The sequence below is a fragment of the Candidatus Nomurabacteria bacterium genome (assembly GCA_020632075.1).
Lineage (GTDB): Bacteria > Patescibacteriota > Minisyncoccia > Phycocordibacterales > UBA918 > OLB19.
This window is the reverse complement of record JACKGH010000001.1, coordinates 38,720-61,653: the sequence shown is the minus strand read 5'-3', so window position 1 is coordinate 61,653 and position 22,934 is coordinate 38,720. Positions and strand designations below refer to the sequence as shown.

The 22,934-nt window shown below is 49.2% G+C and carries 24 protein-coding genes and 1 tRNA gene; 8 read left to right on the top strand and 17 right to left on the bottom strand.

Translation table 11 applies throughout. The annotated features are described in order from the left end of the window. Window positions 1-35 precede the first annotated feature (35 nt). From H6786_00340 to H6786_00330, 3 genes are read right to left on the bottom strand one after another with little or no spacing between them, the layout of a single operon-like run. Window positions 36-455, bottom strand: a complete 420-nt coding sequence (locus tag H6786_00340) for a hypothetical protein (GenBank protein ID MCB9815817.1) — start codon at window positions 453-455, stop codon at window positions 36-38. 9 nt (window positions 456-464) lie between these two features. Next, window positions 465-2,501 carry a heavy metal translocating P-type ATPase gene (locus tag H6786_00335; GenBank protein ID MCB9815816.1) on the bottom strand — a complete coding sequence of 679 codons (2,037 nt, stop codon included), beginning with the start codon at window positions 2,499-2,501 and terminating at the stop codon, window positions 465-467. Between the two features lie 2 nt (window positions 2,502-2,503). Next, window positions 2,504-2,773 (bottom strand): metal-sensitive transcriptional regulator, encoded by a 270-nt coding sequence (locus H6786_00330; protein MCB9815815.1) that lies wholly within the window; start codon window positions 2,771-2,773, stop codon window positions 2,504-2,506. 556 nt (window positions 2,774-3,329) lie between these two features. Between H6786_00330 and H6786_00325 the strand changes: the two genes are divergently transcribed. The 3 genes from H6786_00325 to H6786_00315 all read left to right on the top strand — a co-directional run bounded on the left by H6786_00325 (window position 3,330) and on the right by H6786_00315 (window position 4,597). Further along, a complete protein-coding gene (locus tag H6786_00325; protein MCB9815814.1) occupies window positions 3,330-3,575 on the top strand; it encodes an SHOCT domain-containing protein in 246 nt (81 codons plus the stop codon). 171 nt (window positions 3,576-3,746) lie between these two features. Further along, window positions 3,747-4,124, top strand: coding sequence for a phosphatase PAP2 family protein (locus H6786_00320; protein MCB9815813.1), 378 nt, complete (start codon window positions 3,747-3,749; stop codon window positions 4,122-4,124). Next, on the top strand, window positions 4,112-4,597 hold the full coding sequence (locus H6786_00315) for a DUF2127 domain-containing protein (protein MCB9815812.1): 486 nt from the start codon (window positions 4,112-4,114) through the stop codon (window positions 4,595-4,597). Before H6786_00320 ends, H6786_00315 begins: the two co-directional genes overlap by 13 nt. Before the next feature lie 198 nt (window positions 4,598-4,795). On the opposite strand, the gene H6786_00310 is transcribed toward H6786_00315, so the two are convergent. The 8 genes from H6786_00310 to H6786_00275 form a co-directional block, all read right to left on the bottom strand. Continuing rightward, window positions 4,796-4,866 (bottom strand) — tRNA-Gln (locus tag H6786_00310). Between the two features lie 137 nt (window positions 4,867-5,003). After that, a complete protein-coding gene (locus H6786_00305; protein MCB9815811.1) occupies window positions 5,004-5,618 on the bottom strand; it encodes a histidine phosphatase family protein in 615 nt (204 codons plus the stop codon). A gap of 1 nt (window position 5,619) precedes the next feature. Then, window positions 5,620-6,651, bottom strand: a complete 1,032-nt coding sequence (gene dnaX, locus H6786_00300; protein MCB9815810.1) for a DNA polymerase III subunit gamma/tau — start codon at window positions 6,649-6,651, stop codon at window positions 5,620-5,622. A 20-nt stretch (window positions 6,652-6,671) separates the two neighbouring features. After that, window positions 6,672-7,475 (bottom strand): serine hydrolase, encoded by an 804-nt coding sequence (locus H6786_00295; protein MCB9815809.1) that lies wholly within the window; start codon window positions 7,473-7,475, stop codon window positions 6,672-6,674. Between the two features lie 66 nt (window positions 7,476-7,541). Continuing rightward, window positions 7,542-7,991, bottom strand: coding sequence for a hypothetical protein (locus H6786_00290; protein ID MCB9815808.1), 450 nt, complete (start codon window positions 7,989-7,991; stop codon window positions 7,542-7,544). A gap of 14 nt (window positions 7,992-8,005) precedes the next feature. Further along, a complete protein-coding gene (locus tag H6786_00285; protein MCB9815807.1) occupies window positions 8,006-8,296 on the bottom strand; it encodes a hypothetical protein in 291 nt (96 codons plus the stop codon). A 55-nt stretch (window positions 8,297-8,351) separates the two neighbouring features. Next, the gene (locus H6786_00280; protein MCB9815806.1) at window positions 8,352-9,332 is read right to left on the bottom strand and encodes a hypothetical protein; all 981 of its coding nucleotides are present in this window, start codon (window positions 9,330-9,332) and stop codon (window positions 8,352-8,354) included. Next, window positions 9,332-10,426, bottom strand: coding sequence for a tRNA-dihydrouridine synthase (locus H6786_00275; GenBank protein MCB9815805.1), 1,095 nt, complete (start codon window positions 10,424-10,426; stop codon window positions 9,332-9,334). Before H6786_00275 ends, H6786_00280 begins: the two co-directional genes overlap by 1 nt. Before the next feature lie 126 nt (window positions 10,427-10,552). Here H6786_00275 and H6786_00270 point away from each other — a divergent pair, with 126 nt between their 5' ends. The 3 genes from H6786_00270 (at window position 10,553) to H6786_00260 (ending at window position 11,655) form a co-directional block, all read left to right on the top strand. Beyond that, window positions 10,553-10,762, top strand: a complete 210-nt coding sequence (locus H6786_00270; protein ID MCB9815804.1) for a hypothetical protein — start codon at window positions 10,553-10,555, stop codon at window positions 10,760-10,762. A 61-nt stretch (window positions 10,763-10,823) separates the two neighbouring features. Next, complete coding sequence (locus tag H6786_00265) at window positions 10,824-11,246, top strand: hypothetical protein (protein ID MCB9815803.1); 423 nt, start codon at window positions 10,824-10,826, stop codon at window positions 11,244-11,246. Between the two features lie 115 nt (window positions 11,247-11,361). After that, complete coding sequence (locus tag H6786_00260; GenBank protein MCB9815802.1) at window positions 11,362-11,655, top strand: hypothetical protein; 294 nt, start codon at window positions 11,362-11,364, stop codon at window positions 11,653-11,655. A 37-nt stretch (window positions 11,656-11,692) separates the two neighbouring features. On the opposite strand, the gene H6786_00255 is transcribed toward H6786_00260, so the two are convergent. The 4 genes from H6786_00255 to H6786_00240 all read right to left on the bottom strand — a co-directional run bounded on the left by H6786_00255 (window position 11,693) and on the right by H6786_00240 (window position 18,568). Next, window positions 11,693-12,541 carry a hypothetical protein gene (locus H6786_00255; GenBank protein MCB9815801.1) on the bottom strand — a complete coding sequence of 283 codons (849 nt, stop codon included), beginning with the start codon at window positions 12,539-12,541 and terminating at the stop codon, window positions 11,693-11,695. A gap of 65 nt (window positions 12,542-12,606) precedes the next feature. Next, window positions 12,607-13,869, bottom strand: coding sequence for a serine--tRNA ligase (serS, locus tag H6786_00250; GenBank protein ID MCB9815800.1), 1,263 nt, complete (start codon window positions 13,867-13,869; stop codon window positions 12,607-12,609). Between the two features lie 77 nt (window positions 13,870-13,946). After that, window positions 13,947-14,249: a hypothetical protein gene (locus H6786_00245; GenBank protein MCB9815799.1), complete on the bottom strand. Its 303-nt coding sequence runs from the start codon at window positions 14,247-14,249 to the stop codon at window positions 13,947-13,949. A gap of 2 nt (window positions 14,250-14,251) precedes the next feature. Beyond that, window positions 14,252-18,568: a hypothetical protein gene (locus tag H6786_00240; protein ID MCB9815798.1), complete on the bottom strand. Its 4,317-nt coding sequence runs from the start codon at window positions 18,566-18,568 to the stop codon at window positions 14,252-14,254. 100 nt (window positions 18,569-18,668) lie between these two features. Between H6786_00240 and dprA the strand changes: the two genes are divergently transcribed. Next, window positions 18,669-19,532 carry a DNA-protecting protein DprA gene (gene dprA / locus H6786_00235; GenBank protein MCB9815797.1) on the top strand — a complete coding sequence of 288 codons (864 nt, stop codon included), beginning with the start codon at window positions 18,669-18,671 and terminating at the stop codon, window positions 19,530-19,532. A gap of 2 nt (window positions 19,533-19,534) precedes the next feature. On the opposite strand, the gene H6786_00230 is transcribed toward dprA, so the two are convergent. Both H6786_00230 and H6786_00225 read right to left on the bottom strand, forming a co-directional pair. Continuing rightward, window positions 19,535-19,993, bottom strand: a complete 459-nt coding sequence (locus tag H6786_00230; protein MCB9815796.1) for a DUF2127 domain-containing protein — start codon at window positions 19,991-19,993, stop codon at window positions 19,535-19,537. 114 nt (window positions 19,994-20,107) lie between these two features. Continuing rightward, on the bottom strand, window positions 20,108-20,374 hold the full coding sequence (locus H6786_00225) for a hypothetical protein (GenBank protein ID MCB9815795.1): 267 nt from the start codon (window positions 20,372-20,374) through the stop codon (window positions 20,108-20,110). Window positions 20,375-20,495: 121 nt separating this feature from the next. On the opposite strand from H6786_00225, the gene topA reads away from it, so the two are divergent. Continuing rightward, entirely contained in the window at window positions 20,496-22,889 is a 2,394-nt protein-coding gene (topA, locus tag H6786_00220; protein MCB9815794.1) for a type I DNA topoisomerase, read from the top strand. Window positions 22,890-22,934 lie beyond the last annotated feature (45 nt).

The window sequence follows — 22,934 nt, the reverse complement described above, 5'->3', positions numbered from 1 at the left end:
ACAACAGAAAAAGGCCTGTTGTTGGAATTAGTTAACTAGAAAAGCTTCGGGTGTAGGATGCCGCTTGAAAACAGTTCTTGGAGCGGCCGGTAGCTAAAGGTGTATATCTGCTCGCGTAGATATCGTGGCGATGATGGCTCACTGAAGCGAGGTGTGGAAAGTAGATTGGGGGCGACTGAAGCCAGCAACAAAATACTCACTACCGTAAGTGTTAAAAGACCAAAGGTAGGGACGATAGCAGTAAAAGCAGACTGCCAGGCAGACAGATGTTCAAGTGTGTTCATGGAACACAAGACCTCCTCACCGTGAGACATAAAAGGACACCCCGAAGCGCCCGTGGTCATATCCATACCCATCGGCATCTGAAAGAGACTGAGAAAGAGCACAGATACAAACATAGCGGTAATGACTACCCAGATGGCTTTATGTAACTTCCACAGTCTTCCAAATTTCATGTGATTATTTTAGCGTAAATTAACCCGTTTGAGGAGCATAGCATTAGCAACCACAATAACCGTTGAGAGACTCATGACAAACGCCCCGATCTCTGGTCGAAGAAAAAAGCCCCAGTATGCGAACATACCCGCAGCAGCTGGAATTGCAATGATGTTGTATCCAAGTGCCCAAACAAGATTCTGAATCATCTTGCCATAGACCCTTTTAGAGAGCGTAATAAGCTTCACGATGTCTTCAGGATTGCTCTGTGTCAGTACTACGTCACCAGCTTCAACCGCCACATCAGTACCAGCTCCGATTGCAATGCCAGCATCGGCTTGAGTGAGGGCCGGAGCATCATTTACCCCATCACCAACCATCAAAACCACATTGCCATCGGCTTGTAGTGATTTGATGTGTGAGTACTTGTCTTCTGGTAGTACCTCAGCAAAGAAAGTGTCGATACCAAGTTCCTCTGCCACACCCTTAGCTACTTCCTTGTTGTCGCCCGTGAGCATAGCCACTTTCACATCCATATCGTGAAGTTTTCTAACTGTCTTGTACGATTCTGGTTTTATAGTGTCCGATAGAGCAATCAGACCAACAACGCTTTCTCCGTCCGCAACAAAGATGGTGGTTTTTCCTTTGGAAGCTAATTTTGTGTATTCATTTCCAACTTCACCGAGTGGAATCTTAGTGTCCTCAATGATCGTCTTGTTTCCGACAATGTAGAGCTGACTATTCAATTTGGCCTTAATGCCTTTCCCAGCAATATTTTTAAACTCCGCAATTTCCTCAAACCTAATACGCTCCTCTCTGGCATATGCAACGATCGACTGACCAATAATGTGAGATGAGTGCTGTTCAAGAGACGCGGCAATTTTGAGTATCTGATCTTTTGTTTTTCCACCAAATGGAACAATGTCAGTCACACCAAAGACTCCAGTGGTGAGTGTGCCGGTCTTATCAAACACCACGTAGTCTGTTTTTCTGATGACTTCAATTTTAGCGAGATTCTTGATAAAGAAGCCGTTTTTGACTGCGAGCGAGGTGGTAATGGTGGTGACGGTAGGGATAGCAAGCCCGAGTGCATGAGGACAGGCAATAACGAGCACTGTGATGGCGAGTGTGATGGCAAAAGTAAAGGTTTCACCAAGTAGTAGCGACCACACGAGGATGGTGAGAAGTGCAGTGATACCAGCAACAAATGTGAGTACCGCAGCCGCTTTATCGGCGATTCGTTGTGAATTTGGTTTTGTCTGTTGTGCTTCTGCGATCAGTTTTTGAATTTGTCCGATGGTTGAGTGCTCACCGACCCGAGAGAGCTTGACGGCCAGCGAACCATCAAGACAGATAGAACCGGCCACAACTTCGTCTCCCACACCTTTATGGACTGGTTTCGATTCACCGCTAATGAGTGCTTCATCAACGTTGGCTGAACCAGAGACAATCGTTCCGTCAGCCGGAATCTTCTCACCGGGTTTAACGAGTACTTGGTCGTTCTCATTAAGCTCAGTAATATCTACATCTTCCTCGACCCCGTTAAATAATTTATGTGCTTGTTTTGGTAACAACTTAGCTACTTCTTGAAGCGCATTACCGGCCACCGCTCCAGACTTTGCTTCAAGATAGTGTCCAAAGAGAAGCACCCAGATTAAAGTCGAGATTTCAAGATAGAAGTCAGCATGAAGCGATGGGATAAAAGTGGCGGCTACAGAGAAAAGATACCCCGCTCCAACCGCTAGCGAGACGAGTGTCATCATGCCGTACTTGCGAGCTTTTATTTCGTGTAGCGCATGCTGAAAGAATATAAGTGCAAACCCAAAGATAACCGTAGCAATGCCAAAACCGATCCATTTACTTAGTGTATACGCTTGAAATCCAAACGCATGCATGACCATCTCGTTGGCAAACACGAGTGGTATGAGGAGAAAGGTAACGATCCAGAAGCGACGTAAGAATGTCTGAGCCGAACCGTGACCCATGCTGTGATCACCATGCCCATGATGTGTAGGTTCATGGTTATGACAGTGATGATGTTCGTGGTTGTGATGAGAGTGATCCATACCTATCTTTTTTTACCTACCTTAAATACTTTCATGATCTCCTCAGTAGCTTTTTTGTCTTGCCCCTTTTGCATTTGGTGGACCACATGTTCCCCGAGGTGATTTTCGAGCATCAGATCCTCCACAGCACTGAGTAGGTGTCGAACGGCCGACGCTTGGGTGATAATGTCGATACAGTATGCATCTTCGTCAACCATCTTTTGAAGACCACGCACCTGACCTTCAGCGATCTTAAGCCGCCGCACTACTCCTTTCTTGACTGATTCTTTCATAAGCGTACAATACCCCCTAGGGGGTATCAGGTCAACACCACCACTGTTATAAATACTTAATCTTTATTCTATGAAACAATTAATTATTACGCTGGTGGCTGTCTTCGCACTTACCCTCGGCGTTGTCAATGTCACTCACGCACAGATGGGCATGATGGGTGGTACTTGGGGGACAACTCAAACGAACAGTAATACGAGTCAGGAACTCCGGGATACATTATCTGCAATTCTCAGCACACAAAATATTTCTGACCAGTCGAAGGTGGACTGCAGTAAGGTCACAGACGATCAATTTGAGAAACTGGGCGATGCCTACATGGGCACCATGTTTGCGAGCACTGCACAACACGAGGCTATGGACAATATGATGGGCGGCGAGGGTTCAGCCAGTTTGCGCCAAGCACACATCAACATGGGCCGCTCATATCTCGGCTGTTGGTCAAACTATAACTCTGGACCAATCGCAATGCCCATGATGGGATACGGCGGAGGCCATGGCATGATGGGTACCTACGGGTACCAACCCGACATTACAAGGTCTAACTATCACAACAATATGATGGGCTATGGATTTAATGGATTCGGTGGAACTGGGTGGCTTGGCGGCGGTCTTGTGATGGGACTGTTCTGGCTCTTACTGATCGTAAGCGTTGTAGCTTTGGTACGTATGGCGATGCATCGAGGCGGAATGCATCACACCGCAACAACAAACACAAGTGCTATCGATATCCTCAAAGAACGCTACGCTAAAGGCGAGATCGACAAGGAAGAATTTGAATCGAAGAAGAAAGACCTCGTATAAGCATTGCCCACTTGGACGACATTCCCACTTTAGCTAAAGTGGGAATGTCGTTTATACTAGTAACTTATGTTAGACATTGTTTTTATTTTTGGGGCGAAGTATTTGTTCCTTATAAGTCTCGCTATTGTTAGTGGATATTTCCTGTATGTTTCGAAAGAGATAAAGAGACAAATGATTATCACGTCAGTGATTGCTTTGCCACTCATCCTCATAATCACACAAATTACTTCCCACTTCTACTACGACCCTCGACCGTTTGTAGTCGGTAATTTCACCCCACTAGTACCTCACGATCCTGACAACGGTTTTCCGTCAGACCATACGCTTCTCACCATGTACGTCGCTGCATTGGTGTACCCTCATACCAAGAAGATTGCATACCTACTCCTTGTTCTAGCGATTATGGTCGGATTGTCGCGCGTTTACGTAGGTATACATCATCTCACTGATGTCGTTGGTAGTACTGTCATTGTCCTAGTGGCAATTTCTGGTGCGTATTATCTCTGTGACCAGAAACTTAAAAGTATTTCTTTGCCATGGCTACAATAACCGAAGAGAAAAACATGCACCGCATATTTGTAGCTGGCATCGTGTTCAAAGCACTCAATGCTGCGCTAGAGATTGTTGGTGGAACCCTTCTGTTATTTACTGGTGCCACCACACACTTCATAGAGTATCTAGCGAAAGGTGAATTGATTGAAGACCCAACAGACTTCGTCGCCAATACTGTCCAGCAGTACATCCCGTATCTCTCTGAGCACACACAGCTTTTTGCAGCTGTATATCTTCTCAGTCATGGCATTATCAAGATATTTCTGTCTGTCGGACTCTTGCGTGGCAAGCTGTGGGCGTATCCAGTTGCTATTGTAGTTTTTGCACTTTTTATCGTGTATCAGATATATCGCTATACATACACCCATTCATTCTTCCTCATCTTGTTGACACTCTTTGATTTGCTCATCATTTGGTTAACGTGGCATGAGTATAAGCGGGTACAGAAACATCTAGCAGACAAAATCTAACCCAATGAAAAACCACCCATACGGGTGGTTTTTCATTCTGGCTACTGCTCTCAGCAGGTATGCAATTACGGAATAGATGAATCGTGATTTTAGACCTTGGACTCGAACCGTTTTTGGCGGTTCGTGTCCATGACTGGTTCTCTCATGAGCTTGATAAACATAGCTCATTTTGAGACCTCGGTCTGTCTCACATGCTCGCTGCCCGACAGGGATTCGAACCCCAGTTTTTGGTGCCAGAAACCAACGTCCTACCACTAGACGATCGGGCAAAATATTTCTATCGCCCGATCGATCTGTAGGTTTCTATTCGGGCAATGTGTCACCATGCGGTGATTTGTGGGCGCGGAATTGCGGAGCAATTCCGCGCCAGTTGCACTATACTGCCAGAATTTTGAGAAGATTCAAGTCACTTTACAACAGACCAGGCACATTCCCTTTTTTTGGCCTTGGTGTCGTATACAACTTTAGTGATCGATCCATTCTTGATCGACAATATATCTGCGTATACTTTGAGCGCTCGCAGCGGACCCATCCACTTCTTGTTACAGATGTGGATCGTGAAAAAAGTAATAAACACACCGTGACTTACCACCACCACGCGCGAATCCTCCGGCAGTGCTGCCAGGTATTCTTGTGCAGCGGTAAAGCGCTGACGAAACTGCTTGTATGACTCGCCACCATTGTTGGTGCCATGCTTGCTCCCAAAGTACCACCAGAAATAGAACCAGAGTGATGAAAGACTGAAGTGATGTCGGCCGTACATTTCTTTCGGGCGCGCGATCTCAATGAAGTGTGAAGAGATCTCGGGTGTAAGATCACACTCTTCACCAATGATTCGTGCTGTCTCGATCGCGCGCACGAGCGAACTCGCCACCAAGTGAGTCGGTTTAAACTTCTTCAGTTCTTTACCTGCTTCCTCAGCTTGTTCTTTACCAAGCTTGGTGAGCACTGAATGCTCTACCTGGTGCCGCCGCTGCAAATTACCATCGGTCTGTCCGTGTCGTACTAAGTAGATCTCCATACTAGCCTTCAGTTACCTCGATAATGGCGATCTCGAGCGGCGCCTGCGGGATCGGTGAGCGAGCCACGAGCTCGGTAGCCTCAAGCAGTTTCAGCAACAAGTGCGAATTGAGCGGTGAGGCGCCGCTCGCATACTCCTCCAGCTGCTTCTGTGTCTCAGTCCCAAAGGCACCAAGGATCTGCTCTTTCTTGCCAGGAAGATTGCGCAAAAGCATTACGGCCCGTACATGCTCTAGGAGGAGTCGTGCAAACAGCTTCATATCTACCCCACTCTCCACCGCAAGCTGCACAGCACCAAGCGCGTCTTCACGACTCTTCTCATGAAGGCCTTTAAGAAGCTGCTGCATGGTCGCCGTCTTTGGTGCACCAATGATCGCTGCGACTTCGTCCGCACTACCGATCTTATCACCAGACGCCATGATCACCTTCTGAGTTACACCAAGAGCATCACGGAAAGAGCCATTCGCTGCCACGGCGATTAGGTCTGCTGCGTCAGGCTGCAAGTCGAACCCTTCTTGCTTCGCGATATCAGTGACTGTCTCAGCAAGCACTGCGCGACTTGGTGAGTGCATGCGGAATACCTGACAGCGAGACAGAATGGTATCGAGCAGCTTTTCTTCTTCGGTGGTCGCGAGGATAAACACCACGTGTGCTGGTGGCTCTTCGAGGGTCTTGAGGAGCGCATTGAAGGCTTCCTTAGTGAGCATGTGCACCTCGTCGATGATGTATACCTTGTGCTCGCTCTCATATGGCATGGTGTGTACCGCTTCTTTAAGTTCACGCACGTCATCGATACCACGATTACTCGCTGCGTCGATCTCGTACAGATCGAGATCAGCTGTACCGATCGCCTTGGCGAAAATCCGCGCCAGCGTCGTCTTACCGGTACCACGGGTACCAGAGAATAAAATAGCGTGCGGGATCTCTCCTTTCTTGATCGCTCCTTCTAAAACAGTGACAATATGATCTTGATCACGCACGTCGGCAAAGGTCTGCGGACGATACTTGCGGTATAAGGCTCCGGTAACTGACATAGTGGCTAGAGTATACCAAACTATTGCAACTCTACCGAGTCCTCGACCACTTGTCGCAAGGCAATGAGATCACGCTTGATATCAGTGCTTCCAAGGATAATGTAGCCGAGTTCATGTCCGCCGAGTGAATCTTCTTTGAAGATCGCGGTCAGGGTACGACCAGCCGCTTCAGTGTAGCCATGCTTGCCGCCTTGGTAGCCCGGCAAATCTCTCACCGGAGAATTGTTGATCCAACCAGTGTACTCACCCACCTTCTGCGACAGTTTGGTAATATCAAAAATATGAGGCTCAGTGAGATACAGTGAACGCACTTCTGTAACGAGCGAATGTACACTCGCAATATTGCGTGACGAAAGCCCGGCCGCGTCGCCAAACTCTCGACCTGCAACCACTACCGGACCAACCACTCGTTCAAGTGCGGTCGCTGCATCATTTGAAGACTCTAAGAGAAGTGGAAAGAGGAGCTCGTGCACTGAGTACTCGTCCCCTGCATGCAATTTGCCCGCCCGACCTTCGGTGGCCACATCAGCGGCAGTGATCGTGAGTGGAGTGTCGGCGGCGCGAAGCGCCGCCGCAGCTGTGAAGAGCTTGGTGACAGAGGCTACCGGAAGTTCAGCTTCTTCATTGTACGCCAGCAGCAACTCCCCCGACTCAACATCAAACACGCCGTACGCCTTGGCAGTAACCGGCAGTGATGCTGGCGCATGTACGATCAAATGTGATGGCTCCGCGGCCAATACTGGCGCAGAGATAGTTGTCTTTGGTGTACCAGAAAGCTGCACCAAAACCAACAGTAATACCAAGGCTACGACCAATTGCTTCATACTACTATGATACAAAATCGGCGCGGGCCCAAAGGGCCCGCGCCGACTTCCCTGTGCATAATGCACTTACTTCTTCTTAGCTGTCTTCTTTGCAGCTTTCTTAGCAGTCTTCTTTGCTGGAGCCTTTTTAGCAGCCTTCTTTACTGCTTTCTTCGCAGCCTTTTTCTTTGGCTTTGCACTTTGTTCGATTGCCTTCCAGTGCTCGAGCATTTCTTTCTTGAACGCTGAGACATCTACCTTTGAAGCGCTCTTGAGACCAGCGTACGCACCAGCCACACTGGCAATCAATTCTTCATATTCCTCTTGCGACATCTCTTTTGCGTCTTCGAGCTTCTCCAGCACTTCAGCCTTTGCCTTGAGCATCCAGCTCTTCACAGCCTTCCGGTTCTTCTGCGCATCCTTACTGCCGTACAAAAAATATGCACCGGCTGCTGCTACTGCTGCTGCAGTGAGACCAACACCAACGCTGATCTTCTGCGCTGAACTCATTTCTTTCTTTGCACTCTTTTTTGCCATAAAAATATTAGTCTTTACTCTTCATCTGTGCTGGCGCTTCGTCGCCTGCGGCCACTGCCACGCCGTGAACCCATAATAAATTGTATAACACGCGACCAGATGCCACCGCTCGCCACCAGCTCGCGGACATGAGCCACATCGTTTGCTAACATTTCACTCCCAGCCTCAATGCGCTCGATGATCGCTCGCAAACTTTTCATGATCTTGTAGACCTGAAAGAGAATGAAGCACGTGAACACACAGAAGACCACGGTTGCAAAACTAGCAATGAAAAAGAAGATGTTTGCGTGTAATACTTCGTCCATCACTATCTAGTGTATCAGCGCTAGAAGAGATTGCATCCGTAGACTGTTCAAAAGTCTACAAACCTAGCAGCTCAGTCATCAGGTACGCCCAGTACATGACCATGATAACTAGCGCAGCTGCCACCACGAACGACAGCCATTTCGGCCACGCATGAATCATGCCACGAAGAGCTTGACGATCGGTCGCATCACGAAGCAAGTGTGAGGTGTGTGGGATCGGCGCGAATTGCATGCGCTGTAGTGTGTCAGCAAAACGCGACGCAATCTTACTTGCGCTAGCAAGCTCAGTAGTGAATTCATCATACGAACTAATAAACCCTTTTCGAAACACAATAAACTCATGGTCTACAAACTCAATATCGCTTAGCCAATTGGTTTGGAGTAAGTACTCAAGAAGATCTGGCGTGAAGATCTGCAACGCTTCGATCTCATATTCCTTTGGTGCGTAGAGCGTAAACTTCTCACCAAACTCTCCCGGCAGCGGAATCTGATACTCACGGTTTGAAATGAATGACACCTGGTTGTCATTACGATTTAAATACAAATGTGGAAACGATCCTTCAAACCGAAAAGCAAAACATGAAAAGGTATACGTCTGCTTATTTTTGCCACTACCAACTGTATACATACTCTCAAAAGCACGAACCGGGATCGAGTCTTCAGTACCTGAGATCATGTTACTGATTGAGTGTGAGTGGCCAGTATTTAAAAACAGCGCCTCTTCATCTGACACATCGTCGGTCTCGGCATACGACCACCCTTTCTTCTCTGCGACCAATTGCCAAAAGCGTTTGCGTGCTTTTGCTGCAGTGTGTACATACCACAAGAAAAGCGGCAGCCAGGGTAGGAAAAGCGACTCAATCGCATCGCCCCAATCTCGATCGAGCATGACCGAAAAAAGCAAAATGTCCAGTGTGATTGCAGCAGCAATGCCGCCATAAAACAAGATCGGCTTACTGCGCAACTCAGCCCACGCTACCTGCGAAATGTTTTTCGCCTGTAATGTAGATTCTGAAGAACTTTCTTGTGGGCTCATTATCCCTCCAATATAGCACGATGAGATTCAATGAAACGCTCAACCACAGCTTCTACTTCGTCAGGAGAATTCTGTTCCATAAGCTCTGCTCGGAGCTCAGCTGCGTTAGGAAATGAGTTCACATATGCCTTGTAGTGCTTCTTCATAACTGAGAAATTTTTGAACGGTAGCAGTTCGGCAAACAGCTTAGAGTGCTCAACCATGACGCGCAGCCGCTCTTCGATGGAGATATACTCGACACCTTCCTCAGAAGTGTCTGCCACGTGGATCGTGTCGCGGTTCACTCCTTTGGTTGGAAGCGCAGTAAGACGGACCGGCAAGCGCTTGGTCGGATGGAAAAACCACGGATTACCAAAAAGCGCCCGTCCAATCATCGCGCCATCGGCGCCACTCATGGCTACTTTATCTGCAGCATCTTGGAGTGAAAGCACGTCACCATTGCCAAGAATGAGAGTATCTGATTTAAGCTCATTACGGATCTCAACTGCCCGCTTCACCCGCTCCCACTTGGCTGGCACCTTGCTCATTTCTTTGCGCGTGCGGGCGTGAATGGTCACAGCCGCCGGCGATTCTTTCAGAATCGCCGGCAGCCACTCCTCAAGAATGTCTTCACCATATCCAACGCGTGTCTTTACACTGACTGGCATATCGCCAGCGCCGCGCTTAGCTGCTTTGATAATTTCTTTTGCGACTTCGGGTGTCTTGATCATAGCTGAGCCACAACCCTGCTTCTCGATCGAACGATCAGGACAACCCATATTGATATCGATCCCATTGAAACCAAGCTCGCGACACAGTTTCGCCGCGTACTCCATATGTTCTGGATCGCTCGTGAAAAGCTGCGCAACGATCGGTCGCTCTTCTTCGCTGTAGATCAAATCTGCCATCAGCTTTTCTTTACCTTCTGGGGTAGCGCGCACAAGCCCATCGGCAGCGACAAACTCCGTCCACATCACATCGGGACCGCCGACGCTGCCGTCCGCGCGCTCGTGCGCGCTATACTTCGCCATAAGCCTGCGAAAAGCCGCGTCGGTAACATCGGCCATTGGTGCGAGTGCCATGATCGGTTTTGGAAGTCGTTGCCAAAAATTCATTGTCGTGGCATTGTACATTTTGGATTCACAAACGCAAGGCCGGAGAATTTTCAATGTGTACAAGAAACCTACCTTGTCCAAAATGTGGACATGAAAATGTCCAGGTTCGGAAAAAAGTATTTGTGTATGATCAACATGGGAATCGTCACGAATCACCACTCTACATCTGCAAAAATTGCAAAACGCCGCAACCGCTGGATGATGATAAAGAGTGGGCAACAGAATATGTCATCGGCAAAGACGGTACAACCGCCATCGTCACCGACCATGGCAGCACATATGCCTGACGCTACCGCAGAAAACGCCGCAACCTTCTTGGTGCGGCTTTTTTATTGACAAAATGTTTATTTAATGTCATTCTTTTGCCGGACAAAAGCAACCCAAACGGAGAAATGTCATGGGGTTTGACCTCTTGAATAACCTGCTACCGAAGACCGTCTTCCTCATCTTCGCGATACTCTGCATTGTCATGATCAGTGCACTTCACGGCGACGACGAAAAGCATCGTCTCTTCTCAGCCCGCGCCTACCTGACCATGATCGTATGCGGTATCATTTCCGCTATCATCGGTTGGCAGGTCCTGAGCCTAAACCATATCGACACTGCGCTGCTGCATGCAGCACTCATCCTGTCTATGGTGGTCGCCTTCGGTCTGTTCGCCGCTGTGCTCAGACTCACGGCCAAGCGCATCATCAGTGACAGCACCGGCGCCCTACTCATCGTAACGCTCGGACAAGTAGCTTTCCCGCTCTGGCTCCTCGTGCTCATGATGATCAGTGTCCTGCCGGAGGAATTTGGTACGCTGCTTTCAAGTCTGTGACGAAAGGTGTTGGGCCGCCTCGCTTGCGAGGCGGCCCATTTAAAAACATTCCATTGCAAACGTAGAAGTTACATGTAATGCTGTTGATTGGTTCCACCACACCAAAGGAAAGAAAATGCACCAAGTTCCTTGCCTTCGTAAACGCTCCAGTGCGATCATCACCGCTACCGGCCTTGGCGTACTCATAGCTTCCATCATGCTGATGCTGATCTTTGCAGCGATCCAAAAAACGTTGGGATCCTTGGCAGACTGGCTGATCGGGGGTAGTGTCGCATTTGCCATGATCGGCATGATCACCATGGTAGTGCCGGCACTCTTCGAAAAATGTGCCAAACCACCGATCACTGTAGTCGACAACCCAGTCGACGGCGTCTTCGCGGAAGTACTGCAGCGCGAAGCAAACAACTGAAAACCAAGTCTTCCCGCCGTTACTACGGCGGGAATTTTTAATTAGGAGTAGTAGTCGCTGTCACTGATTCTGAGAATGTTTCATCTTCTTCATTCACGAATACCTTGTTCCCAAATCGTAGGTCCACATACTGAAAGGTGCCAGGCGCCAAGTCTAAAAACTCTGGTGATGCAAGAATAACTTGGAAATTTTCTACTGTCTCTTGTGGATCGATATCGGTAGTAGCACGCAGTTCGCCACCATCAACGATCTTTAAAAATACATCCCCAGCCTGATCGAGCTCAACATACGATACATACCAACCAATATCAGCAAGTAACGATACGAGGGAGGTGACCGTGGTCAACGCTTCTGCATCAGCCACGGTACTACCGATCTGAACCTCACGGCCACTGGTCACAAAACGTAATAAAGCACCACCTGATAACTCTGGTGCGCGTCCAAACGCATATCCTGAAGCATCAAGGAAGACGCAGCTACGATCTTCCACCGAGTTACACCACAATGCATGAGGAACATACTCGTCAAAAGTGACCAAAAGCGAAGTGCCATTCATTCGTTGAACCGATACATTGTGAATACGTTCAATTCCTGCAAGTTGGGTCAAGATCTCCTGTTCAGGATAAAACCAGGCAAAGCGTTGTGGCACCAACCCAAGATAGTTACCTTCAAGCGCTCCTTGAACGATCTGTTCAATAGAGCTGCGGTCGATCGTTTCTCCGCCACGGACATCTACTTTTGTGATGGTAAGGGCAGACAAGCGCGAACCATACCAAATTCCTGTCACTATCAACGCAACAGTGCCGATCGCCAACACGCCCATTCCGATATGCTTCAGAAGCACAACAGTATTTGGATCAAGACGTTTTTTGCGGCGTGGTTTCATGTGGGAATATCGTAGCATAAAAATTGGGCGGCCCCTTCGGGGCCGCCCAATTTTACACAAAAACTCTATCCAATACTCTCCTTCCCAAAGAAAGGCACCAGCTTTTCTGGGATCTTGATCGAGCCATCTGCCTGTTGAAAATTCTCCACCAGCGACACAAGAATACGTGGTGTCGGGATCGCAGTACAGTTGAGCGAGTGCGCGTAGCGGATCTTACTATCTTCATCACGGTAGCGAATGTTGAAACGACGCGTCTGGAAATCATGGAAGTACGATGCTGAGCTGATCTCGCGATACTTCTGTTCACCCGGCACCCACAACTCGATGTCGTACTTCTTTACCTGACCTTGCCCAAGATCACCTCCACAGTTCAGTACCGTATGATACGGAATACCCAAGCTCTCGATAAACTCTTCAGTGTTGCGATTGATCCATTCGTGCCACTTTACACTCTCCTCGTGTGACGCCTCGCAAAGCATCACCTGCTCGAGCTTATAGAATTCATGCACGCGAATGAGTCCGCGTGTGTCCTTGCCGTGACTACCCGCTTCGCGACGGTAGCATGGAGAGAAACCAAGAAACTTCACTGGGAAAAGACTCTTATCCAAGATCTCATCGGCATAATAGCCCATGACTGATACCTCAGCGGTGCCAATCAGGTAGTCATCATCTTGGGTGTTGTACACATCCTCTGCGTCGTTCGGCAAATGGCCAGTACCATAGAGATTTGCCTTGCGCACGATCGCTGGAGGCAAAACCGGCGTAAAGCCTTTTTCCATGAAAAATTGATTGGCGTAGTTCCAGATCGCCCACGACAGTTTCGCACCATCACCAAGGAGATAATAGCCGCGGAAGCCGTGCACTTTTGCACCACGCTCAAAATCAACCATGTTGTGTTGCAACATGAGCTCGACATGATCCTTCGCTGCAAAATCAAACTTCGTCTGCTCACCCCAAGTCTTGATCTCTTCATTGTCCTCATCACTATCGCCATCAGGGACCGACATATCGGGAATGTTTGGCACCTGAAGCATAAGCGCCTGCCACTCTTCCATCACTGGCCTCAGCGCTTCTTCATCTTTCTGGATCTCAGCCTTGAGCGCCTGCATTTCGGTAATGAGTTGCTGCTTCACTACTGGATCCTGTGCGGCCGGGATACCTTCAGACACGCGGTTTTGCTCCGCTTTCTTTTCCTCCATGCGCTGCATGATCTCACGCCGCGAATCATCCACTGCCGCCAAGCGGTCGAGGTCTACCGATGATTTCTTTTTTTGCGCAGCCAACTTGACCAGGTCAATGTTCTCGCGGATGAATTTGATGTCTAGCACAGTTTTGTTTAGTTATGCAGTGAATAATAATGACCGATTATACATGAATCTTCCTAGCTGAATAGAGTATGTGGCACTTACGATAGGGTCGACTCTCCTTCAGCCTGGAGGGCTTCTGCTTCTTCAACCACATGATCTGAGAACGCAGGATAGGTTGCCATGAGGTATTCGAGCACATTATCTTCTTCAGACACACTTTCAAGATACTCTTGCAACTCTTCGATTGCAGCATCATCCATACCAGCTACCAAGCGCGCGAGCGCCGACTCAAACACAACTTCACCAGCTTGTTGTAAAAACGCTGCCTGTTGAGCCTCAGTCATGTCAGTAAACCCAGCAGCTTCAGCGAATTTTGAGAATTGTGGATCTGAAGTGGTCATACTTAATTATTTATACGAGTAGCAGCGTTTTTCAAGATCAGCTCTACTACTTTGCCGATCTGGATCTTGTCGCCAGCCTGCGGCGCTAGTTTACCTGCGCTAAATCCAAGTTCTTGCAACTGCTGCGGTGACAACTTATTCAGCATACCCATGTTCTTATCTACAAACGCATTGATCGCAGTTGGATTGCCAGCACCACCGTGATGACTGAGATAATACATACGATATGCTGGCACAGTGATATCACCTTCTGCGTACGCACCGTAGGTCTGACGATAGAGCTCATTCATAAATTGCTTTTCGCTCATGCTGGCCGGGGTTGGCAAGACTTCATTTGCAAAACCAGCCGTCATCCGTGGCTGATAACCAAAGATGGTGTTGAGTCGCAACGCTTCGCTTTTAGCTTCAAATGGCGACATGCCGGTGTGGGTGCGCGCGAGCATGCCGTGGATCATATTCTGCTCATCACGTACTGCAGCTCGATCAACGATCTTGAACGCATTGCGAGCCATCTGCTCGCGCGCAGCCTCAGCCGACACTCTCTCGGCTTCCTCGATCGCGTGAGGAAGCACATTCGGATCAAACTCCCCTGGCTGAATACTGTCAGGATGGAACATTAATCGCAGCAGCTTTTCATTATCGATGACTGCCCCCCGAAGGTCTTCAGGATCACCACTTGGAATTCCAACGTATTGCCAATATTCTGGAGCATACTTTGCACCACCAGCCGGCCCAAATGGCAGGTCAGCCGCCTCAGGCCAGTGTACTGCTAGATAGTTACTGTCAATCTTCGTTAAGCCACTCGCATCAGGCATATACTTCGCTCGTGCCTGGTCAGACATTGAGTCCATGATCTTGAGAATATGATTACGCAACTCTGCCCCTTCTGGCGGAGTCCAGGTCTTACCCACCTCATTGAACGAGCGCATGAAGTCGTTTGGATTGAAGCCGGCACTACGCATCAACTCGGGCGAAGCTGCTGCTTCTGGAGCAGCTGCTGAACGCGCAGACTCAACCGCGGCAGGCGCATCACCAAAGCCACTTGAGCTATACTCGTATTTACTGCCAACTTTTTGGAAGAATCCTTCTCTGTCATCATAGGTTGTGATGCGTGTCTTTCCGTCTGGCGAATATGTCACTTGTTCGGTCGGTTGCGGCGCCGAAGATGCTATTTCTGTTGCCGGCATTCCGTGAGTCACGGTGGTAACCTGCTCACTACCAGCTCCGTAGAACTTATTGAATACACGATCCATCAAGAGCTGAATGTTCACTTTATCCCCCGCTCGTAGATCGTTCGGATCTGTGTGTCCGATCATCTGCTTCCACTCAGCCGGACTAAAGCGAGCATCGGCAGTCTTCTGAAACCAGAGGACAGAATCAGGATTCTGCTCGCGAAGCTCTGGCACTCGATCTAAGATCAGTTTTTCAATCCTAGTGTCAGTGAATTCTGGTGGTAAATTGATATGACCAGCCTTTGCGTGGGCCAATAAGTTCTTTTGCATTGCTTCTGCAATACCAGCAACACCAGAACGTTTCATTTCTATTGCCGTATCATTTATAAACGGACTTTCAAATACCACTTCCTGTGCAGCCTTGGTGCCATCAGGAATAGTGAAGCCAACGCCACCGCCCGCGTCCATCTTTGGCTGAGCATAGACCGTAGGGTCTTTTGCGACGACAGGAACTTCAGCTACAGGAGACATCGGTCTTCCCATATTCGCTTCAATATTCCCGATCTGCTCAGGTGAGAGATTCGTCGCTTTCTCCGAAGCAGAACCAACAATATCCTCAGTAAATAAACGAGACAGATCAAGCTTATCGCCCACACCTATCTTGCTAGCATCACCCCCTTCAATACCAATGAGTGAAGGATCTTTCACGATCTTATCCTTTAATGCATCGATGAGATACAGCCGCTGTCCCTTATCAAGGCTCTGGAACAGGTCGTATTTTTCCAGCTTGTTCTCGATAATATTCCAAACCGTATCACCAGACTTAACTTCGTATGTTGGATCTTTAGCGATCTCAGCCGCTAGCTTTGCAATACGCGGATCGGCCACTTCTTTCAGCACTTCAGCAGATGCTTCAGCTTGAACAGGATTCGACTCTGCGGCCGTCATCACATCACCCTCAACCGCCCTCACCATGTCTGGTGTTACCTCGCTTTCTAAGACAGGTGTAGCACTGGCTTCAGCAGCAGTGCCCTCTGCCATAACAGGCTCAGCAACAGCCTCCCCAGTTGTGTATTCTTTATGATATGAATATTCAGCGTGACCATCTTCAGCCAACTGCTTCTTGAGTGACTCAACTGCTTCATCACCATACATCTGTCTGATGCGTTCTTCTCCTGGGAATGATGGGCCTTGAGGACCACCACCAAGCGCTTCTGCTCCCTTGATCTGAATGTTTCCATCAGGACCAACTGCTACAGCTTCTGACCTCCCTCCCGTTGGAAGACCACTTGGCACAGCTTCAGCTCCAGACTTACTCATCATGCGTTCTAAGAGAATGTGACCAGCATGTTGTTCACCTGGGTGCTCGCTCTGAAACGTTTCAAGTGACCGACCCAGTTCGGCATAAGCCATCTTAACTGCCTCTTCGTGATTCACACCCCTCACTCCTTCGATCGCTCTAGCGAGTGGTGTTATCATATCTTCCTGGATCATCCTTTCACCAAGGTGTGCACCCGGCGATACACCTGCTCGTAAGTGCGTAAGTGACTGTGTATATTTATCCGCAATTCGATCGATCGCTAACTCAGCTTTTTGTTGCGCCACCTCAGCACCCACCGTAGCCGGTTCTGCAGCTGATCCACCAAAGAGCTCCCAAACCGGACCAGCCGCTTCGGTAGTACGAGTGTATCCACCAGCAGCCACTCCTGCAGCTTTCGCAGCCCAGTTCACGGCAGTCTTGGTGCGCTGCGTTCGATTTGCTGCCTTGAAGAAGGCTTGTTCTGACAACTCAAGATCTTCGAGTGACATTTGCGCGTCATCCATCATGGCAAGGATACGGTCGCTTTCGCCAGACTGATCTTGCTCGGCTTTGCGAGAAAATGTGAAATCACCACCTAATTTTGTAGCAATACCGAAACCGGCTCCCATAAGAACAGTTGCAGGGTTGAGTGCCGTTACTCCGAGACCAGCCGCAATTGCAAGATACGGGCGTTTCTTTACCAGTTCCTTGGCTTTCTCTTTCACTTTCTCGATCCGCTCGAAATGCATGGTCTGCCGATCAAGACGCTCCTGCGCTGGCTTGAATACATGCCGATCAGACGCCACCATCGCAACAGTCACTTCTTCTTTACCCGCCTTATCACGACGCGCATTAACTTTATCGACTACCGTGTCGTACAAACCGCTACTGCGTGCAAGGCCATAAAAGTCCTTGTTGGCTTGCATGAATTTGTCATAGGCTTCCTGCACGCTGGTGCTCATTTCTTTTCGACCAAGACCAAGGAAATTGCTCACATGGCCATTAAGGAGATATTGCTCTGACAGCGCGTCGTAATATTCATTCTCAGCTGCCTTAAAATCGCGCTTCAAACGCAAGTATTCTCTCCGCTGTTCTGATCGTTCTTGTCGCTCAATCTCCGCCTGCGCCACTTCAGCTTCTTGACGCGCCTGCTCCGCCTCTGCAGCCGCTACTTCTTGTTGCTCACGTTCAACTTTGGCTTTAGCGATTCCTTCAGGAGTGTTTTGATCAAATTTTTCTTGCCAACCTTTAGCTTCGGCAATATGCGCATTGAGTTCAGCTAAGTCAGCTTCTACCGACTGAGGTCCGACGAAATTTGGGTCCAGATCCTCTTGCAATTCTTCTTTTTGGGCTTCTAGTTCCGGCAAAACGGCTTTGCTTTGCAACATACGAATCTCTCGCTCGAGCGCTTCGACCTGCTCGTCAGCATTTTCAACCCGCATGTTTTCTTGCACTGCAGTATTGATCGCGTCGATCTGCATCTTCAGACCATTGATCTCTTCCTCGACCGCAGCACGAGCGTCTTCACGTTCCATGCGGTGAATTTCTCGCTCCAAGGCTTTTACCTGTGCGTCTGCATCATCTATACGTTCATTGTGTTGCACCGCAGTATTGATAGTGTCTACCTGATCTTTTAGATCGGCGATAGCTGGAGAGACTACTTCCTCAGTCTCAGAAGAATATTCTTCTGTTGTCTCTGATGGAGTAGCGAGAACAACTTCAGCGGCGTCAGATGGTTCATCAAGATAGCGATCGTAGGGATCGTCGTTAGCTGCAACCGCAAAAGCACGTTCATCTTCAGTTTTTCCGGTGTAATCAGGCACCGCTGCTGTAAAAACTTCTTTCATAAATCCCAGAATGAATTACTAGTTATAGTAGCATGCACAAGCGGGGCCAAAACTCTGGATACCCAACATTTTGAACGTGTATACATGATAGGATTCTGAAATGTCCTTTCCTATTGTAGAGTTGCCGGCTGCGGAATTTCCCGTAGGCCTACGGGAAATTCCGCAGCCTCCCGAGAAACTCAACTATCGCGGACAGCTCCCGGCCGCCGACCTCACCTTACTCTCGATCGTCGGACCACGTAAATACACCACGTACGGCAAGCAAGTGGTCGAAGAGCTGGTCGGCGGCCTTAAGGGCCAGCCCGTCGGCATTGTCTCTGGCCTCGCCCTCGGAATAGACTCGCTCGCCCACGAAGCAGCGCTCAAAAATGGATTGTATACGCTCGCGATACCCGGCGGTGGCATTTCAGACGAACGCATCTATCCCGCCTCACACAAAAAGCTAGCCTACCGGATCTTAGAAGCTGGCGGTGGTTTACTGTCAGAATTTGACCCAGACTTTCAAGCGACCAAGTGGTCATTCATTCAGCGCAATCGTCTCGTGGCAGGAATCAGCCAAGCCACTCTCTTGCCCGAAGCTGCACCGAAGTCTGGCACACTCACTACTGCTCGCATGACCGCCGACTACAGTCGAGACCTCCTCGTGGTGCCAGGTAGTATATTTGCAGAGACCAGCAAAGGCGTGCATCAATTCTTAAAACTCGGTGCGATCCCGATCACGAGCAAAGAAGATTTGCTCGATGCACTTAATCTCGCGCCGCAGGAGGCGGCGCCCGCGCAAGCTTCGCTTGCGCTCTCACCAATCGAACTCCTCATCATCAACACCCTCACCGAACCAACCCACCGCGACGAACTAATACGAAAATGCGGCCTCGGCGTAGCCGAGGCCGCCCAGACCCTCATGATGCTTGAACTCCAAGGTCACATCGCTAGTGAGCAAAATGTGTATCGACGGTGCTTGTAAAACTAAAGGTCAGTTTTTTGTTGCAGTGATCGGTATTCAAGATACGTCAACACAACGATCACTATATCGATTACAGACAACACCAATAGCGAGACATGCTGCGTCTGAACGTATTCATATATTTGGTATATCACAAACAGCGTAAAAACGATCATCGCACTCGGATACACTTTGAGCTTCCGCTGCAATAGACCAGTCACCAAAAGCAACTTTGCTACTCCGTGGATAAGTAGATACGCTGCCACGAACCACGCGACACTCACTGAATAGCCAGCAGCAGCATTCACAAGAAAATTTGCAAATGCGTCACCGGGATCTTGCAACAACTCGTTACGCGTCAAAAGACCCACATAGTACACAAGCGTATCATGTGTGATAAATACCGCCGCCAGACCAAGCACGACTTCCGCCAGTCCATTCAACCCTTTCAGAATCAGAGAAATAGTAAATAATTTGTGCACGTGAGCATCTTATCAGATTTGTACGGCCTACATCAGTCGACTTGCTCATAATTTATTTAAAAAGCCGCCCAACCAAAGCCAGGCGGCTATTTGGTTGAACGGCTGTGTGCGGAACTAGCCCGTGCTGCGTGCCCAGTCATGCACACAGTTGACCAGCGAACGGATGGCCTCCGGTCGATTATGCACGAATGCACTAGTAACCATCAGCAACACCAGCACGACTTTGAACAGAAACATCTCTGCCCAATTCTCGTACAGGAATCGACCAACAGCTGCAGGAGACGACCACCAGAATACCTCCATCATCAGCCAGACGAAGTAGATCACCGCAGCAGCGACGACACCTTCGATCACCAACTTCTTGTTTGTCACGTCACTCACCAGACTTCTCCTATTGTTACCGTTGGAACAAAATGTATCTTAAATATTATACATATTTTTTGATATAAGTCAATTTACGTTTGACAAAAACAAACTGTGCTAGTATTTGTACTACCGATTTATGTCATCAAAACAAACCCTCGTGATCGTTGAGTCTCCAGCCAAGGCAAAGACCATCGAGAAATACTTAGGCAAAGGCTACAAAGTACTGTCCTCGATCGGGCATGTGCGTGACTTGCCGAAGACCAATAAAGACGCCGTCGATGTCGATGGTGGTTTTGTGCCGCGTTATATTGTCTCTCCTGGCAAGCATAAAGTAATCGAAGGACTTCAACACGCTGCCGAAAAAGCCGACGAGGTACTGCTCGCATCCGACCCCGACCGCGAAGGTGAAGCAATCGCCTGGCACGTCGCAGAGCTTCTGAAGAAGCACAACAAAAATCTCAAGCGGGTGGCCTTTAATGAGATCACCGAAGATGCGATCAAAGAAGCGATCGCGCATCCACGCAAGATCGACATGCACCTGAAGGAAGCTCAGGAAGCACGTCGTGTGCTTGATCGTCTCGTGGGGTACGATCTGTCCGGACTCATCTGGAAGAAAGTCCGTTACGGCCTTTCAGCTGGGCGCGTACAATCTCCAGCGCTACGTATCGTGATGGAACGCGAACGCGAGATCCGTGCCTTCATTCCGGAAGACTATTTTGTACTCACTGCGCACCTGAAAGACAAGAAAGCAATCATTCCTTTTACCTGCACCGTTGAACCCAGCGAGCAAAAAGAAGCTGATCGCATCAAGAAAGTAGGCGAAAAGCATGACTGGGAGATCAAGGAAGTAAAAGAAAGTGAGGCGAAGCGGGCGCCGCGCCCTCCGTTTACGACGTCGACGCTGCAGCAGACCGCGAGCACTCGACTTGGCTTCAGCCCGTCGCGTACCATGGGCGCGGCGCAAAAACTCTATGAGGCCGGACATATCACCTACATGCGTACCGATAGTACTAATCTCTCGGCTCAAGCACAGAAGCAGATCATCGCCATGCTGCACAAGGAACACGGCAAGGAGTACGTCCAGCCACGTTCATATAAGAGCAAGAGCAAAAACGCCCAGGAAGCGCACGAAGCCGTTCGTCCGACTAACTTTGCTAAAAAATCTGCTGGCTCTACCGGCGATCAAAAAGCCCTCTACGAACTGATCTTCGAACGAGCCGTTGCTTCTCAGATGGCCGATGCAACCCTGAAGCGCACTAAACTTATCACCAACGTCACTGATAGCGCAGAAACTATTCCAGACTTCGCAGTCAACGGTTCACGCGTCATCTTCGACGGCTGGCTCAAAGTCGACACACGAGCTCGTGGCGAAGACACCGAAGTACCAAAGCTTCAGAAGGGCGACACGCTTTCATGCAAGGAGGTTGCTATTGAAGCTAAGCAAACCCAGCCACCTGGCCGCTACTCAGAAGCTGGCCTGATCAAAGAACTTGAGAAACGCGGCATTGGTCGACCATCTACCTACGCGAGTATTATGAACACCATCGTACAGCGCGGGTATGTTGAGAAAGACGGCCGCACGCTCATCCCAACCGACACCGGTGATGTGGTTTCAACCTTCCTCGAAGAACACTTCACTGACTACATCAGCGACGACTTCACCAGTGAAATGGAAGACGAACTCGACGAGATCGCCTCAGGTGAGCGAGAGTACGTAAAAACTCTTAGTGATTTTTATAAACCATTTACCAAGGCTGTCGCAGCAAAAGAAGACATCGAAAAGCTCACAACGCTTGGTCCGGGACCAAAGGAGTTCCCGTGCCCAAAGTGTGGCGCAACAATGGATCGCAAGCTTGGTCGCAACGGTACTTTCCTCTCGTGTAGCAAATTCCCTGACTGTGATGGTGCACGACTGATCGACGGCTCTGAAGTAAAGCCGGATGCACCAATTGGTAAGCATCCGGAAACGGGCGAGCCGATCTTTGTACTCAATGGCCGCTTCGGCCCATATGTACAGCTCGGTGAAGCACCAGCGACAAAAGACGAGGACGGTAAAACTATTCCAGTGAAGAAACGAGGTCCAGCGCCTCGCCGTGCTTCCCTACCTGCTGGCACCAAGCCAGAAGATGTCTCACTCAATGATGCGGTAAAATACCTCCTTCTTCCACGCGAGCTTGGTAATCACCCCAAGACCGGCGAGCCGATCATCGCTAATACTGGCCAATACGGACCATACATCGGCCACGCCGGTGACTTCCGCAGCCTCAAAGATCCAAAGAAAGATGACCCATACACCATCACCTACGAGCGTGCACTTGAGATTCTCGCCGAACCAAAGACACTCCGTAAGGGTGAAACACTCCTTAAGGAACTCGGCGTCCACCCAACTACTCGCAAGCTCGTCAATGTGTTTGAAAGTAAGTCTGGCCGTTACCTCAAGAAAGGCTTTAAGCGAATTGGTATTCCAGACAACGTAAAGACCGAAGATATCACCCTTGAGCTGGCAGTAGAACTGTTAAAGCAGCGGTAGATAAAAAGGCGGCGGGCCCCGAAGGGGCCCGCCGTCTTTTTCCTA

Coding starts and splice junctions, on each gene's coding strand:
- H6786_00340 (MCB9815817.1), bottom strand. CDS start 455: ATGAAATTTGGAAGACTGTGGAAGTTACATAAAGCCATCTGGGTAGTC.
- H6786_00335 (MCB9815816.1), bottom strand. CDS start 2,501: ATGGATCACTCTCATCACAACCACGAACATCATCACTGTCATAACCAT.
- H6786_00330 (MCB9815815.1), bottom strand. CDS start 2,773: ATGAAAGAATCAGTCAAGAAAGGAGTAGTGCGGCGGCTTAAGATCGCT.
- H6786_00325 (MCB9815814.1), top strand. CDS start 3,330: ATGATGGGCTATGGATTTAATGGATTCGGTGGAACTGGGTGGCTTGGC.
- H6786_00320 (MCB9815813.1), top strand. CDS start 3,747: ATGATTATCACGTCAGTGATTGCTTTGCCACTCATCCTCATAATCACA.
- H6786_00315 (MCB9815812.1), top strand. CDS start 4,112: ATGGCTACAATAACCGAAGAGAAAAACATGCACCGCATATTTGTAGCT.
- H6786_00305 (MCB9815811.1), bottom strand. CDS start 5,618: ATGGAGATCTACTTAGTACGACACGGACAGACCGATGGTAATTTGCAG.
- dnaX (MCB9815810.1), bottom strand. CDS start 6,651: ATGTCAGTTACCGGAGCCTTATACCGCAAGTATCGTCCGCAGACCTTT.
- H6786_00295 (MCB9815809.1), bottom strand. CDS start 7,475: ATGAAGCAATTGGTCGTAGCCTTGGTATTACTGTTGGTTTTGGTGCAG.
- H6786_00290 (MCB9815808.1), bottom strand. CDS start 7,991: ATGGCAAAAAAGAGTGCAAAGAAAGAAATGAGTTCAGCGCAGAAGATC.
- H6786_00285 (MCB9815807.1), bottom strand. CDS start 8,296: ATGGACGAAGTATTACACGCAAACATCTTCTTTTTCATTGCTAGTTTT.
- H6786_00280 (MCB9815806.1), bottom strand. CDS start 9,332: ATGAGCCCACAAGAAAGTTCTTCAGAATCTACATTACAGGCGAAAAAC.
- H6786_00275 (MCB9815805.1), bottom strand. CDS start 10,426: ATGAATTTTTGGCAACGACTTCCAAAACCGATCATGGCACTCGCACCA.
- H6786_00270 (MCB9815804.1), top strand. CDS start 10,553: ATGATCAACATGGGAATCGTCACGAATCACCACTCTACATCTGCAAAA.
- H6786_00265 (MCB9815803.1), top strand. CDS start 10,824: ATGGGGTTTGACCTCTTGAATAACCTGCTACCGAAGACCGTCTTCCTC.
- H6786_00260 (MCB9815802.1), top strand. CDS start 11,362: ATGCACCAAGTTCCTTGCCTTCGTAAACGCTCCAGTGCGATCATCACC.
- H6786_00255 (MCB9815801.1), bottom strand. CDS start 12,541: ATGAAACCACGCCGCAAAAAACGTCTTGATCCAAATACTGTTGTGCTT.
- H6786_00245 (MCB9815799.1), bottom strand. CDS start 14,249: ATGACCACTTCAGATCCACAATTCTCAAAATTCGCTGAAGCTGCTGGG.
- H6786_00240 (MCB9815798.1), bottom strand. CDS start 18,568: ATGAAAGAAGTTTTTACAGCAGCGGTGCCTGATTACACCGGAAAAACT.
- dprA (MCB9815797.1), top strand. CDS start 18,669: ATGTCCTTTCCTATTGTAGAGTTGCCGGCTGCGGAATTTCCCGTAGGC.
- topA (MCB9815794.1), top strand. CDS start 20,496: ATGTCATCAAAACAAACCCTCGTGATCGTTGAGTCTCCAGCCAAGGCA.